The 15,332-nt window shown below is 74.2% G+C and carries 13 protein-coding genes and 1 pseudogene; 8 read left to right on the top strand and 6 right to left on the bottom strand.

The genetic code is table 11. From position 1 onward, the window contains the following. Positions 1–118: 118 nt before the first annotated feature. From egtA to egtD, 4 genes are read left to right on the top strand one after another with little or no spacing between them, the layout of a single operon-like run. Positions 119–1,480: an ergothioneine biosynthesis glutamate--cysteine ligase EgtA gene (gene egtA / locus AC068A_RS00980; RefSeq protein WP_478578862.1), complete on the top strand. Its 1,362-nt coding sequence runs from the start codon at positions 119–121 to the stop codon at positions 1,478–1,480. After that, positions 1,477–2,820 carry an ergothioneine biosynthesis protein EgtB gene (gene egtB, locus AC068A_RS00975; RefSeq protein WP_478578859.1) on the top strand — a complete coding sequence of 448 codons (1,344 nt, stop codon included), beginning with the start codon at positions 1,477–1,479 and terminating at the stop codon, positions 2,818–2,820. The genes egtA and egtB overlap by 4 nt, the downstream gene beginning before the upstream one ends. Continuing rightward, positions 2,820–3,581, top strand: coding sequence for an ergothioneine biosynthesis protein EgtC (gene egtC, locus AC068A_RS00970; RefSeq protein WP_478578856.1), 762 nt, complete (start codon positions 2,820–2,822; stop codon positions 3,579–3,581). Before egtB ends, egtC begins: the two co-directional genes overlap by 1 nt. Then, positions 3,578–4,624 (top strand): L-histidine N(alpha)-methyltransferase, encoded by a 1,047-nt coding sequence (egtD, locus tag AC068A_RS00965; RefSeq protein WP_478578854.1) that lies wholly within the window; start codon positions 3,578–3,580, stop codon positions 4,622–4,624. Before egtC ends, egtD begins: the two co-directional genes overlap by 4 nt. A 239-nt stretch (positions 4,625–4,863) precedes the next feature. Here egtD and AC068A_RS00960 read toward each other — a convergent pair. Further along, positions 4,864–5,391, bottom strand: a pseudogene (locus AC068A_RS00960) (lysophospholipid acyltransferase family protein); the annotation flags it as partial. Then, positions 5,388–6,206 carry a GNAT family N-acetyltransferase gene (locus AC068A_RS00955; RefSeq protein ID WP_478578851.1) on the bottom strand — a complete coding sequence of 273 codons (819 nt, stop codon included), beginning with the start codon at positions 6,204–6,206 and terminating at the stop codon, positions 5,388–5,390. The pseudogene AC068A_RS00960 and the gene AC068A_RS00955, both read right to left, overlap by 4 nt. Before the next feature lie 262 nt (positions 6,207–6,468). Here AC068A_RS00955 and AC068A_RS00950 point away from each other — a divergent pair, with 262 nt between their 5' ends. Further along, complete coding sequence (locus AC068A_RS00950; RefSeq protein ID WP_478578848.1) at positions 6,469–6,684, top strand: dodecin; 216 nt, start codon at positions 6,469–6,471, stop codon at positions 6,682–6,684. 116 nt (positions 6,685–6,800) lie between these two features. On the opposite strand, the gene AC068A_RS00945 is transcribed toward AC068A_RS00950, so the two are convergent. Beyond that, positions 6,801–7,295, bottom strand: a complete 495-nt coding sequence (locus AC068A_RS00945) for a phosphatase domain-containing protein (protein WP_478578845.1) — start codon at positions 7,293–7,295, stop codon at positions 6,801–6,803. A 177-nt stretch (positions 7,296–7,472) separates the two neighbouring features. Between AC068A_RS00945 and AC068A_RS00940 the strand changes: the two genes are divergently transcribed. The 3 genes from AC068A_RS00940 (at position 7,473) to AC068A_RS00930 (ending at position 11,728) form a co-directional block, all read left to right on the top strand. Then, positions 7,473–8,108 carry a DinB family protein gene (locus tag AC068A_RS00940; protein WP_478578842.1) on the top strand — a complete coding sequence of 212 codons (636 nt, stop codon included), beginning with the start codon at positions 7,473–7,475 and terminating at the stop codon, positions 8,106–8,108. A gap of 94 nt (positions 8,109–8,202) precedes the next feature. After that, on the top strand, positions 8,203–9,201 hold the full coding sequence (locus AC068A_RS00935; protein ID WP_478578839.1) for an LLM class flavin-dependent oxidoreductase: 999 nt from the start codon (positions 8,203–8,205) through the stop codon (positions 9,199–9,201). Positions 9,202–9,229: 28 nt separating this feature from the next. Next, positions 9,230–11,728 (top strand): excinuclease ABC subunit UvrA, encoded by a 2,499-nt coding sequence (locus AC068A_RS00930; protein WP_478578836.1) that lies wholly within the window; start codon positions 9,230–9,232, stop codon positions 11,726–11,728. A gap of 99 nt (positions 11,729–11,827) precedes the next feature. Here AC068A_RS00930 and AC068A_RS00925 read toward each other — a convergent pair whose 3' ends face one another. From AC068A_RS00925 to AC068A_RS00915, 3 genes are all read right to left on the bottom strand, one after another. Beyond that, on the bottom strand, positions 11,828–12,478 hold the full coding sequence (locus AC068A_RS00925; RefSeq protein WP_478578833.1) for a hypothetical protein: 651 nt from the start codon (positions 12,476–12,478) through the stop codon (positions 11,828–11,830). 151 nt (positions 12,479–12,629) lie between these two features. Then, positions 12,630–13,385, bottom strand: coding sequence for a succinate dehydrogenase/fumarate reductase iron-sulfur subunit (locus AC068A_RS00920; protein ID WP_478578830.1), 756 nt, complete (start codon positions 13,383–13,385; stop codon positions 12,630–12,632). Next, positions 13,382–15,331 (bottom strand): fumarate reductase/succinate dehydrogenase flavoprotein subunit, encoded by a 1,950-nt coding sequence (locus AC068A_RS00915; protein WP_478578827.1) that lies wholly within the window; start codon positions 15,329–15,331, stop codon positions 13,382–13,384. Before AC068A_RS00915 ends, AC068A_RS00920 begins: the two co-directional genes overlap by 4 nt. Position 15,332: the final 1 nt, after the last annotated feature.

The following is a 15,332-nucleotide window of genomic DNA, read 5'->3' as shown; positions in this document are numbered from 1 at the left end:
GGCGCCGGGTACGACCTGAGACCACTCACTTTTGCGGAAACGGACCGGATTCGGCTCTTCGGCCCTACGAGGACGGGTAGGCATGGTCAGGTCACAGTCCAGGACAGGAGATTCGGCCATGCCCCAGGGCTCATCCGCTCCATCCGCTCCATCCGCTCCATCCGCTCCATCCGCATCACCGTCGCCCGCCCCGTCCGCCATCACCGAAGCCGCCGCCGAGGACCTCGTCCACGGCATCTGCTTCAAGACCGGCCCGCCGCAGGTCCTCGGTGCCGAGCTCGAATGGCTCGTGATGGACGCCGAGCGGCCCGGTGAACCGCTGCCGCCCGACCGGCTGACGGCCGCGCACGACGCGGCCCGCGCCCTCCCCCTGCACTCCCGCCTCAGCATCGAACCCGGCGGCCAGCTCGAGCTCAGCTCGGCCCCCGCCCACTCCCTCTCCGCCTGCGTGGACAGCCTGCAGGCCGACCTCACCGCCGTACGGAGCGCACTGCGCTCCCAGGGCCTGCTCCTGCGCGGCCTCGGCCGCGACCCCCGCGCCCCCGCGCACCGGCTGGTGAGCAGCCCCCGCTACGACGCCATGGAGGCGTACCTCGACCGCTTCGGCCCGGCCGGGCGCGCCATGATGCGCACCTCCGCTTCCGTACAGGTCTGTGTGGACGCCGGCTACGAGGAGCCGGGCCCGCTCGGTCACGGGCGGCGCTGGCGGCTGGGCCATCTGCTGGGCGCGGTGTTCGTGGCGGCCTTCGCCAACTCCCCCGCGACCGTGGGTCCGTACTCCGGATGGCGGTGTGCCCGTCAGGGAATCTGGCGGGACCTGGACGCCCGGCGGGCGCTCGCCCCGCCGCTGGACGCCGAGCCCCGGTCGGGGTGGGTCCGGCACGCGCTGGACACCGAGGTCATGTGCATGCGGTCGTACGGCGACGGGCCGTGGACGGCGCCCCGCGGGATGACGTTCCGCGACTGGCTGCGCGCCACGTCCCCCTCCCCATCACCGTCCCAGTCCCCGCCCTCCGGCGCGCTGCGGCCGCCGACCGCCGAGGACCTCGCGTACCACCTGACCACGCTGTTCCCGCCGGTGCGCCCGCGCGGCCACCTGGAGCTGCGGATGATCGACGCGCAGCCCGGGGACGACGGCTGGCTGGTCCCGGTGGCCGTCGTGCACGCGCTGTTCGACGACCCGGAGGCCGCGGAGGCCGGGTACCGGGTGGCGAAGGCACTGGCCGACCGGTGCGGGCCGGTGCGCGCGCCCCGCAATCCGCTGTGGCAGTCGGCGGCCCGGTACGGCCTGGCCGATCCCGAGCTGTGGGCGGCGGCCGCCTTCTGTTTCCGGGCCGCGGCCGAGGCGCTGCCCCGGCTCGGGGCGAGCACGCACGTGCAGGACACCGTGGGCGCCTTCATCGAGCGTTTCGTGCTGCGCGGGCGCTGCCCGGCCGACGAGAACGCGTACCAACTCACCGGGACGGGAGCGCGCCCATGACCGCTGAATCGTTTGTGCCCGCATCCGAATCCTTTGGTCCCGGCGCGTCCGCGGACCTCCGCGAGCGGGCCCTGGAGGCCCTGGCCGCGGCCCGGGTCCGCACGGCCGGGCTGACCGATGCGGTGACCGACGAGGACCTGACGGCCCAGCACTCGCCGCTGATGTCCCCGCTGGTGTGGGACCTCGCGCACATCGGGAACATGGAGGAGCTCTGGCTGCTGCGCCGGATCGGCGGCCGGGAGGCCATGCAGCCGGAGATCGACCCGCTGTACGACGCGTTCGAGCATCCGCGCTCCGAGCGACCGAAGCTGCCGCTGCTCGGGCCCGCGGAGGCCCGCCGGTACGCGGCCGAGGTGCGCGGGCGGGTGTTCGACCTGCTGGAGCGCACCCCGCTGGAGGGCACCGCGCTGCTCGATTCCGGCTACGCCTTCGGGATGATCGCCCAGCACGAGCAGCAGCACGACGAGACGATGTTGATCACGCATCAGCTGCGGCGGGGCGCGGCGGTGCTGGCAGCCCCGGATCCGGCCCCGCCGCCGGGTCCGCCGCCGGCGGCGTCCGAGGTCCTGGTTCCCGGCGGCCCGTTCACCATGGGGACCTCGGCGGAGCCCTGGGCGCTGGACAACGAGCGGCCCGCGCACGTCCGGGAGACGGGGCCGTTCTGGATCGACACGGTGCCGGTGACGAACGCCGCGTACCAGGCGTTCATCGCGGACGGCGGCTACCTCCACAGCCGCTGGTGGGCGCCGGAGGGCTTCGAGCAGGTCCGCCGGCACGGGATCGGTGCGCCGCTGTTCTGGCACCGGGAGGCCGGCCAGTGGCTGCGCCGCAGGTTCGGGGTGACCGAGCCGGTGCCGGACGAGGAACCGGTCCTGCACGTGAGCTGGTACGAGGCGGACGCGTACGCGCGCTGGGCGGGCCGCCGGCTGCCGACGGAGGCGGAGTGGGAGAAGGCGGCCCGGCACGATCCGGCGACCGGGCGCTCCACCCGCTACCCGTGGGGGGACGCCGACCCGACGCCCGCGCACGCCAATCTGGGGCAGCGGCACCTGCGTCCGGCGCCGGCGGGCAGCTATCCGGCGGGGGCCTCCCCGCTCGGGGTGCGCCAGCTGATCGGCGACGTGTGGGAGTGGACGTCCTCCGACTTCCTGCCGTATCCGGGGTTCCGGGCCTTCCCGTACCGGGAGTACTCGGAGGTGTTCTTCGGGCCGGAGTACAAGGTGCTGCGCGGCGGCTCGTTCGCGGTGGACCCGGTGGCCTGCCGGGGCACGTTCCGCAACTGGGACCTGCCGGTGCGGCGGCAGGTCTTCTCCGGGTTCCGGACGGCGAGGGACGCCTGATGTGCCGCCATATCGCCTTTGTGGGGCCCGAGGTGCCCCTGGGACGGCTGCTGAGCGATCCGGAGTATTCGCTCGTACGGCAGTCGTGGGGTCCGCGGCGGCAGCGCCACGGCACGGTCAACGCCGACGGATTCGGCGTGGGCTGGTACGCGGAGGGGGACCCGGTGCCGGCCCGCTACCGGCGGGCGGGGCCGGTATGGGGTGACCTGACCTTCGCCGACCTGGCCCGGGTGGTGCGGGCCGGGGCGGCGCTGGCCGCCGTACGGGATGCCACGCTGGCGGGGGCGGAGGGGGAGGCCGCGGCCGCCCCGTTCGCGGGCGGCCGGTGGCTGTTCAGCCACAACGGCGCGATACGGGGCTGGCCGGGCACGGTGGCTCCGCTCGCGGCGGCGGCCCTCCCGCCGGACGAGGTGCTGTCGCTGGCCGCGACCACGGACTCGGCCCTCGTCTGGGCGCTGGTGCTGCACCGGCTGCGGCGGGGGGACGGCCTGGGCACGGCGCTCGCCGAGCCGGTGCGGGAGCTCGCCGAGGCCGCACCGGGTTCCCGGCTGAACCTGCTGCTGACCGACGGCCGCGCGATCGCCGCCACGGCCTGGGGCGATTCGCTGTGGTACCTGGCCGATGCGGCCGCGCAGCGCGTCGTGGTGGCGTCGGAGCCGTACGACGACGACCCGCGCTGGCACGAGGTGCCCGACCGGACCCTGCTGACCGCCCATCGCACCCGGGTCGTCCTGACCCCGCTCAAGGAGACCGTCCAGTGAGTGACTTCCAGTTGACCCGCACCCTCGACGAGCACGCCTCCGATTCCGCGCTGCGCGAGGACGTGCTGAACGGGCTGACGCGGTCGCCGAAGGTGCTGCCGCCCAAGTGGTTCTACGATGCCCGCGGCAGCGACCTGTTCGACGAGATCACCCGGCTGCCCGAGTACTACCCGACGCGCGCCGAGCGGGAGATCCTGCTGGCGCGGGCCGGGGAGATCGCCGCGGTGAGCGGGGCCCGCACCCTGGTGGAGCTGGGTTCCGGTTCCTCGGACAAGACCCGGCACCTGATCGATGCGATGCCCGCGCTGGACACGTACATCCCGGTGGACGTGAGCGCGAGCGCGCTGGAGGGGGCGGCGCAGACCATCCAGGAGGAGCATCCGGGGCTGCGGGTGTGCGCCCTGGTGGCCGACTTCACCAAGCCGCTGCGGCTTCCGCAGGCGCCCGGGCCGCGACTGGTGGTGTTCCTCGGGGGGACGATCGGGAACCTGCTGCCGGCGGAGCGGGCAGTGTTCCTGTCCTCGGTACGGGCGATGCTGTCGCCGGGGGACGCACTGCTGATGGGGACGGACCTGGTGAAGGACGAGTCCGTGCTGGTGGCGGCGTACGACGACGCGCAGGGGGTGACGGCCGAGTTCAACCGGAACGTGCTGGCCGTCATCAACCGGGAGCTGGGCGCGGACTTCCGCGCCGAGGATTTCGCGCACGTCGCCGTGTGGAACCGGGAGCAGGAGTGGGTCGAGATGCGGCTGCGGGCCCGGTCGGAGCTGGTGGTGAAGGTCCGGGCCCTGGATCTGCTGGTGCCGTTCGAGGAGGGTGAGGAGATCCTGACGGAGGTGTCCGCGAAGTTCCGTCAGGAGGGCGTCCGGAAGGAGCTGGCGGCGGCCGGGCTGGAGCTGACCCGGTGGTGGACGGACGCCGAGGGCCGGTTCGCGCTGTCCCTGTCGGTGGCCGACGGGGAGTTCGGCTGGGCGGGCAGGCCCGGCAGCGGTGCGGAGGGGGTGGGGACGGAGGCCGGGTCGGCGGAGGCGATCGCGGCCTGAGCCGCGGCCGCGAGGTCCCGCCGGTGCGCGTACCGGCCCGGCGGGATCCGCGGCAGCAGCCGTACCTCGGCGTGGATGCCGCGGGCGCGGAGTATCCGCCACAGGGAGGCGGTCAGCGGGTCGTCGCCGACGAAGGAGGCGGCCCCGGCTGTGTCCCCGCCGGGCAGGCGGTAGTCGAGCCGTACCGGCTGGACGGGGACGCGGGCGTCGAGGGCGGACTGGAAGGCGGCCCGCCGGAAGGGCCCCCGGGCGCGGCCGCACCAGGTGCTGCCCTCGGGGAAGACGGTGACCCGGTCGCCGGCCAGCAGGGCGCGGGTGAGGGTGGCGACGGTGTCCGGCAGGGCGCGGATCCGGTCGCGCTCGATGAACAGGGTCCCTGCCTGTGCGGCGAGCCGGCCGAGGCCGGGCCAGGCGCGGATGTCGCTCTTGGCGAGCATCCGGGAGGGCAGGACGGCGGCAACCAGCGGGATGTCCAGCCAGGAGATGTGGTTGGCGACGACGAGGCGGGCGCCGTCCGCGCCCGCGCTGCCGCGGACGGTGATCCGCAGCCCGAAGGCCCGTACGAGTGCGGCCGACCAGGCCTGTATCAGGGTGTGCCGGGGGCCGGCCGGCAGCAGCCGGACCGGTGGTGCACCCAGGATCCCGAGGAGGATCAGGGCGGCTGCGCCGGCGAGCCGCAGGACCGCGCGCGGGATGCCGACGGTGTGCCCGTCGCGGTCGGCGCAGTCCTGCGGGGTGCAGGGCGAGGTGGGCAGCCAGACGCTCATGACGCCGGGACGAGCGAGAGGAAGTGCTTGAGGTAGCGGGGGTTGGTGCGCCGCAGCGAGAGCAGGACGTACAGGTCGGCGCAGCCGAACTCGGCGTCAAGGGCGGGCTCTCCGCAGACCCAGGCGCCGAGGCGCAGGTAGCCGCGCAGCAGCGGCGGGAGCTGGGTGCGCTCGGGGAAGGTGATGCCCTCGGCGTTCCAGGGGATGTGCGGGGTGACGCGGTACTCGGCGGGGGCCAGGTTGCCGGGCAGGACGTTGGCGCGGGTGGCGGCGGCGAGGACCCCGCCGTCGGCGAGCGGTATCGAGCAGCAGCCGGCGAGCCAGTTGTGCCCGGAGCGGTCCATGTAGCGGGCGAGGCCGGCCCAGATCAGGGCGATGGCGGCGCCGTTGCGGTGGTCGGGGTGAACGCAGGAGCGGCCGACCTCGACGAGGTCGGGGCGAATGGGGGCGAGGGCGGAGAGGTCGAACTCGCTCTCCGAGTAGAGGCGTCCGGCGACGGCGGCGCGCTCCGGGGGCAGCAGCCGGTAGGTGGCGACGACCTGTTCGGTCTCCTCCTCGACGACGAGGAGGTGGTCGCAGTACGCGTCGAAGGCGTCGGAGTCGAGGCCGGGCTCGGGTCCGTCGAGGCGGGCGCCGAGTTCGCCGGCGAAGACCTGGTGGCGCAGCCGCTGGGCGGCGCGCACCTCGTCCTCGTTGCGGGCGAGGCGGACGGCGTACCGGGGGGTGACGGCGGGCTCGGCGGGGGTGAGGGCGGGGGCGGGGGCGGGAGCTGCGATGGGGGGAAGGGCGGACGGCGAGAGGGGGGCGATGGTCATGGCGGCTCCTGGTCCGGGCACGGAGTGCGGGCCGCAGGCGTGGCGACCCGGCTCCTTTACTTCTTCCGTGACCGGCTGGATTCGACATGACCGCTTCGCGGCCCGCGGATGTGCGGAGTCTGAACTCGCCGGGGTCAGCGGGCCGGGTTCAGCACCCTGCTCATGGCTCTTTCACCCGGGAGTTTTCGTGGCAAAGTTCGCGCACAGGGCCGTATTGGGGCACGGTAGAACACGACAAAGCCCCCACGCTCGGGAGACCTCCATGTCCAACCACACCTACCGGGTGACCGAAATCGTCGGTACATCCACCGAGGGCATCGATCAGGCCATCCGCAACGGGATCGCCCGGGCCAACCAGACCCTCCGCAATCTGGACTGGTTCGAGGTGACCCAGATGCGCGGCCACCTGGAGAACGGCCAGATCGCGCATTACCAGGTGGGACTGAAGGTCGGCTTCCGCCTCGACGAGGAGGACTGAGACGAGGCGGGCCCCCGGGGACACACCCCCGGGGGCCCTGCGGCTGGTCGGCCCGGTCGGCCCGGCGGCCCGGCGGCTCGGGGGGTGCCTGGCGGCGCGAGCCCGCCGGCCGGGGATCAGGTGCGGCCCTCCGCCTCCTGCGCGGCCCGGAGCTCCGGCACGTCCGCCGCCCAGATCGCCGGCACCACCCTGAAGCCCGCGGCGCGCGCCGCCTGGCACACCAGCTCGTCGTCGTCCACCAGCATGCGCACCTCCCGGCCGCGGGCGAGCCGCTGGAGCACCTCCAGCTTGGTCGTACGGGCGGGCCGGCGGTCGCCGTTCCGCCGCATCCACAGCCGACCCTCCGGCAGACCGTGCCGGGACAGCCACTCCACCGTGTCCGTCCGGCACCGCTCCGGGCGGCCGGTGAGGTACACGATCTCGCAGTCGGCCGCGCGTTCGGCCGCCAGGGCCACCCCGCGTGCGAGCGGCGGATCGGCCGGGGCCGCGGCGAAGAAGCCCTCCCAGTCCCGGGGGCGGCGCTCCAGGAAGTGCTGGCGGTGGTCGGTGTCGGCGAGGGTGTTGTCTATGTCGAAGACGGCCAGCGGCCTGCGGTCGGATCGCTCACTCATACGGCCAGCCTAAGGAGTTGCCACGCGGCGGCCTGCGGGCGGCGGCCTGCGGGCGGCGGCCTGCGGGCCGCGGTAAATCGGTACGCGGTGCCGTGCCGGCCGTGCGAGGCTGGCGGGCTGACGGACCGTCCCTCCTCCCCGGCCGCCGTGCGCGGCCGGCTCGCCACAGGAGCAGCTTTGACACCGCCCCGCCTGATCCCCCTCCTCCAGCAGTTCGACTTCGCGTACGAGCGCCTCGCCGGCCGCATGTCGGGGCCCGTCATGGACAGCGGCGACGGCGCACAGACGCAGGTCGGCTCCCCGCTGACCGACGAGGAGTACTTCTGGGAGCCGGTGCCGGGCTGCTGGTCGGTGCGACGGCGTACGGACGGGCCGGGACCGCGGGCGACCCTGCTGGCCGGCGCCGGCACCGGGGACTGGGGCCGCGACGCCGCGGCCTACCCGCACCCCTGGCCGCCGCCGTTCACCACCCTGGCGTGGCGCCTGAGCCACCTCGGCGAGATGCTGGCCCTGCGCGCCGACCACACGGCCGGCAGCCACGCCCTGACCCGGGACGACCATCCGGTCAGCGGGACCGCGGCCGAGGCCGTCGCGGCGTTCGAGGCCGGGGCGACGGCATGGCGGAAGGCACTGCTCGGCCTCGACGACACCGCGCTCGACACCACCGGGTACTGCACCTACCCGCACGGCAGCGACCCGGAGGAGCCGCTCCTCGACATCGTGTGGTGGGTCAACCAGGAACTGCTGCACCACGGGGCCGAGATCGCTCTGCTGCGCGACCTGTACCGCTACCGCGTCGCACCGCAGCACTGACGCCTCCGCAGCACTGACGCCTCCGCCGCCCCGCCGCGGGGGCGGCGCCGCCCCGGGCGGGGAATCCTGGCGGACGCGAGACGTTGAGACGTGTGTGATCCGCAGAATCTCCGTCCTCGACCGGTCCCGCACCCGCGCGGGCCACCCCGCGCCCCAGGCCCTGCGCGACACCGTCGAGCTCGCCCGGCAGGTGGAACGGCTCGGCTACCACCGGTTCTGGGTGTCCGAACACCACAGCGTGCCCGGAGTCGCCGGCTCCGCGCCGACGGTCCTGGCCGCCGCCGTCGCCGGCGCGACGAGCCGGATCCGGGTCGGGACCGGCGGGGTGATGCTGCCCAACCACCGGCCGCTGGTGGTCGCCGAGCAGTTCGGGGTCCTGGAGTCCCTCTTCCCCGGCCGCATCGACATGGGGCTCGGCCGCTCCGTCGGCTTCACCGGCGGGATCCGGCGGGCACTCGGCCGGGACACCGGTGACGCCGACCGGTTCGAGGAGCAGCTCGCCGAGCTGCTGGGCTGGCTCGACGGCACCCAGCGGGCCCACCCCGAGGTGCACGCCCGCCCGGCCGAGGGGCTGTCCGTCCCGGCCTTCGTCCTGGCCACCGGCGAGGGCGCGCAGATCGCGGCCCGCGCCGGGCTGCCGCTGGTGGTGGGCGACCTGCGGCGCCGGGACCGGGTCGCCGGGATCGTGGACGGGTACCGCGCCGGGTTCCGCCCGTCCGCGCGGCACGCGGAGCCGTACGTCGTGGTCTCCGGGACGGTCGCCGTCGCCGCCTCCGAGGAGGAGGCCCGGCGGATCCTCGTGCCGGAGGCCTGGTCGCTCGCGCACTCCCGGACCCGCGGCAGCTTCCCGCCGCTGCGCCCGGCGCAGGAGATCGAAGCCCTGGAGATGACCGCGAAGGAGCGCGAGCTGTACGAGGGCGCGTTCGCCGGGCACATCCACGGCACCGAGGAGCAGGTGGCGGCCGAGCTCGCCGAGGCGGCCGCGCTGACCGGGGCGGACGAGCTGCTGGTCACCACGTCCACGTACGACCGTGCCGCCCTGCTGGACTCCTTCGGGCGGCTGGCCCGCCTGGCCGGGCTGGACGGATCCTGAACTGCGGCTCCCCCGTAAAGTGGGGCGAATGCACCAGACCGCCGAGCCGCCCCCGGCCGCCCCGCCCCGCAGCCCTGACCCGTTCATCCGGGTACGGGGCGCCCGGGAGCACAACCTGCGCGGCGTCGACGTGGACATCCCGCGCGACGCCCTGACCGTCTTCACCGGGGTCTCCGGCTCCGGCAAGAGCTCGCTGGCCTTCGGCACGCTCTACGCCGAGGCCCAGCGGCGCTACTTCGAGTCGGTGGCTCCGTACGCCCGGCGCCTGATCCACCAGATCGGCGCGCCGAAGGTCGAGTCGGTCACGGGCCTGCCGCCCGCCGTCTCACTGGAGCAGCGTCGCTCCTCCCCCGGCTCCCGGTCCTCGGTCGGCACGGTGACGCTGCTGTCCAACTCCCTGCGCATGCTGTTCTCCCGGGCCGGAACCCACCCGGAGGGTGCCGAGCGGCTCGACTCCGACGCCTTCTCCCCCAACACGGCGGCCGGGGCCTGCCCTTCCTGCCACGGGCTCGGCAGCATCCACCGCACCGGTGAGGAACTCCTCGTCCCCGACCCGGGGCTGTCGATCCGTGAGGGCGCCATCGCCGCGTGGCCCGGCGCCTGGCAGGGCAAGAACCTGCGGGACATCCTGGAGGCGCTCGGCCACGACGTGGACCTGCCGTGGCGGGAGCTGGCGGCGGCCGACCGGGAGTGGATCCTGTTCACCGAGGAGCAGCCGGTGGTGACCGTGCACCCGGTGCGGGACGCGGACCGGATCCAGCGGCCGTACCAGGGCACGTACATGAGCGCCCACCGCTATGTGATGCGGACCTTCTCGGACAGCAAGAGCGCCACGCTGCGGGCCCGCGCCGAGCGGTTCCTCACCGATTCCCCCTGCCCGGTGTGCGAGGGGCGGCGGCTGCGGCAGGAGGCGCTGGCGGTGACATTCGCTGGCCGGACGATCGCGGAGCTGGCGGCGCTGCCGCTGACCGCACTGGACCGGGTGCTGGCGGAAGCCGCGCCCACCGCGTCGGGTCCGTCGGAGGCATCGGGCGGGTCGGGTGCTTCGGACGCTTCGGATGCTGTGGGCGGGTCGGGCGCGGAGGCAGCGCGGGTGCTCGCCGAGGACCTCCGGTCCCGGATCGGGCCCGTCGTCGAGCTCGGCCTCGGCTATCTGAGCCTGGACCGCACCGCACCGACCCTGTCGGCGGGCGAGCTCCAGCGGCTGCGCCTGGCGACGCAGCTGCGGTCGGGCCTGTTCGGCGTGGTGTACGTGTTGGACGAGCCGTCCGCGGGGCTGCACCCGGCCGACACCGAGGCGCTGCTCGGCGTACTGGACCGGCTCAAGGCGGCGGGGAACACGGTGTTCGTGGTGGAGCACCACCTGGACGTGGTGCGGCACGCGGACTGGCTGGTGGACGTCGGTCCGCGGGCCGGCGAGCACGGCGGGCGGGTGCTGCACAGCGGGCCGCCGCACGAGCTGGCCGGGGTGGCGGAGTCGGCGACGGCACGGTACCTGTTCGGCGCGGGCGGGGACGGACGGGTGCACGAGGAGCGCGAGGGGCGTGTGGTGCGGGAGGCGACGGGGGCCGTCCGGCTGGAGGGCGTCGACCGGCACAACCTGCGGGGTGTGGACGTGGAGTTCCCGCTCGGGGTGTTCACGGCGGTCACCGGGGTGTCCGGGTCGGGCAAGTCGACGCTGGTGGGGCAGGTGCTCGCCCGGGAGGTCGGCGAGCGGCTCGCCGAGCCGGACTTTCCCGTGCGGCGGCTGGTGGAGGTGGACCAGAAGCCGATCGGCCGCACTCCGCGGTCCAACCTGGCCACGTACACCGGGCTGTTCGACGTGGTGCGCCGGCTGTTCACGGCCTCCCCGGAGGCGCGGGCGCGCTGCTGGAAGGCGGGCCGGTTCTCCTTCAACGTGGCGGGTGGCCGGTGCGAGACCTGCCAGGGCGAGGGCTTCGTCTCGGTGGAGCTGCTGTTCCTGCCCAGTACGTACGCCCCGTGCCCGGAATGCGGGGGCGCGCGGTACAACGCCGAAACGCTTCAGGTGCGGCACGAGGGGCTGAACATCGCGGAGGTGCTGGCGCTGACGGTGGAGTCCGCGGCCGCGTTCTTCGCCGGGGTCCCGGCGGCGGCGCGGAGCCTGCGGGCGCTGGAGGGGATCGGGCTGGGCTACCTGCGGCTGGGGCAGCCGGCGACCGAGCTGTCGGGCGGCGAGGCCCAGCGGATCAAGCTGGCGACGGAGCTCCAGCGGCAGCGCCGCGACCACACCCTGTACCTGCTGGACGAGCCGACGACCGGGCTGCATCCGGCCGATGTGCGGGTGCTGCTGCGGCAGTTGCACGGGCTGGTGGACGCCGGGCACTCGGTGGTGGTCGTCGAGCACGACATGGACGTGGTGGCGGGCGCGGACTGGGTGGTGGACCTGGGGCCCGGCGGCGGGGCGGACGGCGGCCGGATCGTGGCCGCGGGCACGCCGCAGCAGGTCGTACGGGCGGGGCAGGGCCGGACGGCGGGCTACCTGGCCCGGGCGCTGGGCACGGCGTAGGGGCCGGGCGCCGGCGGACGGCCGCGGCCGGGTCGTGGCCGACCGCGGCGCCGTGGCTGCCAAGCGGCCTCGGGGAAGTGAGGCACGCCCCCGCGCCGCTCAGGCGTCGCCGGGGAGCAGGTGTTGCGGGACCTCGCGGAAGCTCCAGCGGCCCTGGCTGCGGGTGAACATCCACACCAGGTCGTGGCGGTCGGGCCAGGCGGCGGGGACGCCGAGCACCCGGTGCGCGCCGAGTGAGCGGATGAGGCGCGGGACGCCCTGGTGTTCCCAGCAGACCAGCACCGGCGTGGGGGCGGCCAGCACGGCGCCGGCCAGGGCGGCTTCGGCGCCGACGGCGAACTCGGTGCGGACGCGGGTGTGCAGGGCGGCGGCCAGGGGGGCGACGGTCTGGCGGCAGCGGGCGGGTGCCGCGGATCCGCCGGCGGCGAAGACGGCGGCGGGGCGGGGCAGCAGGGCTCTGCGGGTCGGGGTGAAGAGTCGGGGCAGCTCCGCGGCCCGGCGCCGGCCGCGTCCGGCGAGGAAGCCGGGGCTCTTGTTGCCGTCGGCGTCCTCACCGGTGTCCCCGGCGTACGGCTTCTCCGCGTGCCGGATCACCATCACCAGCGCGTCCTTGGCCGCGGCTCCTCCGGGGCCCCGGGCCGGGGGGCGGTCCTGTTCCTCCCCGGTACAGCCGGCCGTCGCGAGCGCGGTGAGGGCGGCGGCCAGCACGGTTCGGCGTCGCGGCCCGGACCCGCGGAGGGCTTCTGGCATGGGGCCACTGTTCCCCATGGGCCGGAGCGGGCGGGGCGCGGCACGTCGTGCCCGGGGCACGAGCGCCCGGTCGGCCGAGCGGATCGGCCGACCGGATGAGCCGACCGGATGAGCCGATCGGCGCGGGCCGGCAGGGCGTGGGGGCCTGGGATCAGCTTCGGGCCTTTCCGCGTTTGCCGAGGGCGCGGAGCCACTCCCGGTTCATGGCGGCGATGGACGGCAGCGGGATGCCCTTGGGGCAGGCCGTGGCGCACTCGCCGGCCAGGGTACAGCCGCCGAAGCCCTCCTCGTCCATCGCGGCGACCATGTCCAGGACACGGGTCTCCCGCTCGGGCGAACCCTGGGGCAGCACGTTGAGGTGGTTGATCTTGGCGGAGGTGAAGAGCATGGCGGAGCCGTTGGGGCAGGCCGCCACGCACGCGCCGCAGCCTATGCACTCGGCGTGCTCGAACGCGTGGTCGGCGGCGTCCTTGGGCACGGCGCTGGCGTGTGCCTCGGGTGCGGAGCCGGTCGGGGCCGTGATGTAGCCGCCGGCCTGGATGATCCGGTCGAAGGCGCTGCGGTCGACGACGAGGTCCTTGACCACCGGGAAGGCGGCGGCGCGCCAGGGTTCGACGTCGATGGTGTCGCCGTCGGTGAAGGACCTCATGTGCAGCTGGCAGGCGGTGGTGCGCTCGGGTCCGTGGGCGTCGCCGTTGATGACGAGGCTGCAGGCGCCGCAGATGCCCTCGCGGCAGTCGTGGTCGAAGGCGACCGGGTCCTCGCCGCGCAGGATGAGGTCCTCGTTGAGGGTGTCGAGCATCTCGAGGAAGGACATGTCGCGGGAGATGCCGTCGACCTCGTAGGTGACCATGGCGCCGGGGGTGTCGGGGTTCTGCTGGCGCCAGACGCGCAGGTTGAGCCTCATGCGTAGCTCCGCTGGGTGGGGTGGACGTACTCGAAGACGAGGGTTTCCCTGTGGAGGACGGGCGGGGCGCCGGTGCCGCGGAACTGCCAGGCGGCCGCGTAGCCGAACTCCTCGTCGCGGCGGGCGGCCTCGCCGTCCGGGGTCTGGGACTCCTCGCGGAAGTGGCCGCCGCAGGACTCGGAGCGGTGGAGGGCGTCGAGGCACATCAGCTCGGCGAGTTCGAGGTAGTCGACGATGCGGTTGGCCTTCTCCAGCGACTGGTTGAACTCCTCTCCCGTGCCCGGGACCTTGATGCGCCGCCAGAACTCCTCGCGGATCTGCGGGATCCGGGCGAGGGCCTTGCGCAGTCCGGCGTCGTTGCGGGCCATCCCGCAGTACTCCCACATGAGTTCGCCGATCTCGCGGTGGAAGGAGTCGGGCGTGCGGTCGCCGTCGACGCAGAGCAGCCGCTCGAGGCGGTCGCGGGTCTCGCGGACGGCGGCGGCGACCTCCGGGTGGTTGTCGTCGACGGGGTCCTGGTGGGGGTGGCGGGCCAGGTAGTCGTTGATGGTGGAGGGGAGGACGAAGTAGCCGTCGCCGAGGCCCTGCATGAGGGCGGAGGCGCCGAGGCGGTTGGCCCCGTGGTCGGAGAAGTTGGCCTCGCCGATCGCGAACAGGCCGGGAACGGTGGTCTGGAGGTCGTAGTCGACCCAGAGGCCGCCCATCGTGTAGTGCACGGCGGGGTAGATCCGCATGGGGACCTCGTACGGGTCCTCGGCGGTGATCCGCTCGTACATCTCGAAGAGGTTGCCGTACTTCTCGGCGACCCGGTCCCTGCCCATGCGGCGGATGGCGTCGGCGAAGTCCAGGTAGACGCCCTGGCCGCCGGGGCCAACGCCGCGGCCTTCGTCGCAGACGTTCTTGGCGGCGCGGGAGGCGATGTCGCGGGGGACGAGGTTGCCGAAGGAGGGGTAGATCCGCTCCAGGTAGTAGTCGCGCTCCGCTTCGGGGATGTCGGCGGGCGGGCGGGTGTCGCCCTTGGCCTTGGGGACCCAGATGCGGCCGTCGTTGCGCAGGGACTCGCTCATGAGGGTGAGCTTGGACTGGTGGTCGCCGGTGCGCGGGATGCAGGTGGGGTGGATCTGGGTGAAGCAGGGGTTGGCGAAGTACGCGCCGCGGCGGTGCGCCCGCCAGACGGCGGTCGCGTTGGAGTTCATGGCGTTGGTGGAGAGGTAGAAGACGTTGCCGTAGCCGCCGGTGGCGAGGACGACGGCGTCCGCGTGGTACGTGGAAATCCCGCCGGTGACCAGGTCGCGGGCGACGATGCCGCGGGCCCGGCCGTCGACCGTGATCAGGTCGAGCATCTCGGTGCGGGCGTGCATCTCCACGTTGCCGGCGGCGATCTGCCGGGACAGCGCCTGGTAGGCGCCGAGGAGGAGCTGCTGGCCCGTCTGGCCGCGGGCGTAGAAGGTGCGGGAGACCTGGACGCCGCCGAAGGAGCGGGTGTCGAGGAGGCCGCCGTACTCGCGGGCGAAGGGGACGCCCTGGGCCACGCACTGGTCGATGATCTCGACGGATATCTGCGCGAGCCGGTGGACGTTGGACTCGCGGGCCCGGAAGTCGCCGCCCTTGACGGTGTCGTAGAAGAGCCGCTGGATGGAGTCGCCGTCGTTGCGGTAGTTCTTGGCGGCGTTGATGCCGCCCTGCGCGGCGATGGAGTGGGCGCGGCGGGGGGAGTCGGAGTAGCAGAACTGGACGACGTGGTAGCCCTGTTCGGCGAGCGTGGCGCCGGCGGCGCCGCCGGCCAGCCCGGTGCCGACGACGATGACGGTGTGCTTGCGGCGGTTGGCCGGGTTGACGAGCCTGGCCTCGAAGCGGCGGCGGTCCCAGCGCTCGGCGATGGGGCCGTCCGGGGCCTTGGTGTCGGCGAGGGGCTCGCCGGTGGTGTAGTGCGTGTAGTCGTTCACG

Source organism: Streptomyces sp. NPDC043854 (assembly GCF_056436005.1).
Note: the sequence above shows the minus strand (reverse complement) of the source record. Positions and strands in the feature narration are given on the sequence as shown.

Bases quoted from the DNA above. Each gene is read 5' to 3' on its own strand.
- egtA (WP_478578862.1), top strand. From the start codon at position 119: ATGCCCCAGGGCTCATCCGCTCCATCCGCTCCATCCGCTCCATCCGCT.
- egtB (WP_478578859.1), top strand. From the start codon at position 1,477: ATGACCGCTGAATCGTTTGTGCCCGCATCCGAATCCTTTGGTCCCGGC.
- egtC (WP_478578856.1), top strand. From the start codon at position 2,820: ATGTGCCGCCATATCGCCTTTGTGGGGCCCGAGGTGCCCCTGGGACGG.
- AC068A_RS00955 (WP_478578851.1), bottom strand. From the start codon at position 6,206: ATGACCATCGCCCCCCTCTCGCCGTCCGCCCTTCCCCCCATCGCAGCT.
- AC068A_RS00950 (WP_478578848.1), top strand. From the start codon at position 6,469: ATGTCCAACCACACCTACCGGGTGACCGAAATCGTCGGTACATCCACC.
- AC068A_RS00945 (WP_478578845.1), bottom strand. From the start codon at position 7,295: ATGAGTGAGCGATCCGACCGCAGGCCGCTGGCCGTCTTCGACATAGAC.
- AC068A_RS00930 (WP_478578836.1), top strand. From the start codon at position 9,230: ATGCACCAGACCGCCGAGCCGCCCCCGGCCGCCCCGCCCCGCAGCCCT.
- AC068A_RS00925 (WP_478578833.1), bottom strand. From the start codon at position 12,478: ATGCCAGAAGCCCTCCGCGGGTCCGGGCCGCGACGCCGAACCGTGCTG.
- AC068A_RS00920 (WP_478578830.1), bottom strand. From the start codon at position 13,385: ATGAGGCTCAACCTGCGCGTCTGGCGCCAGCAGAACCCCGACACCCCC.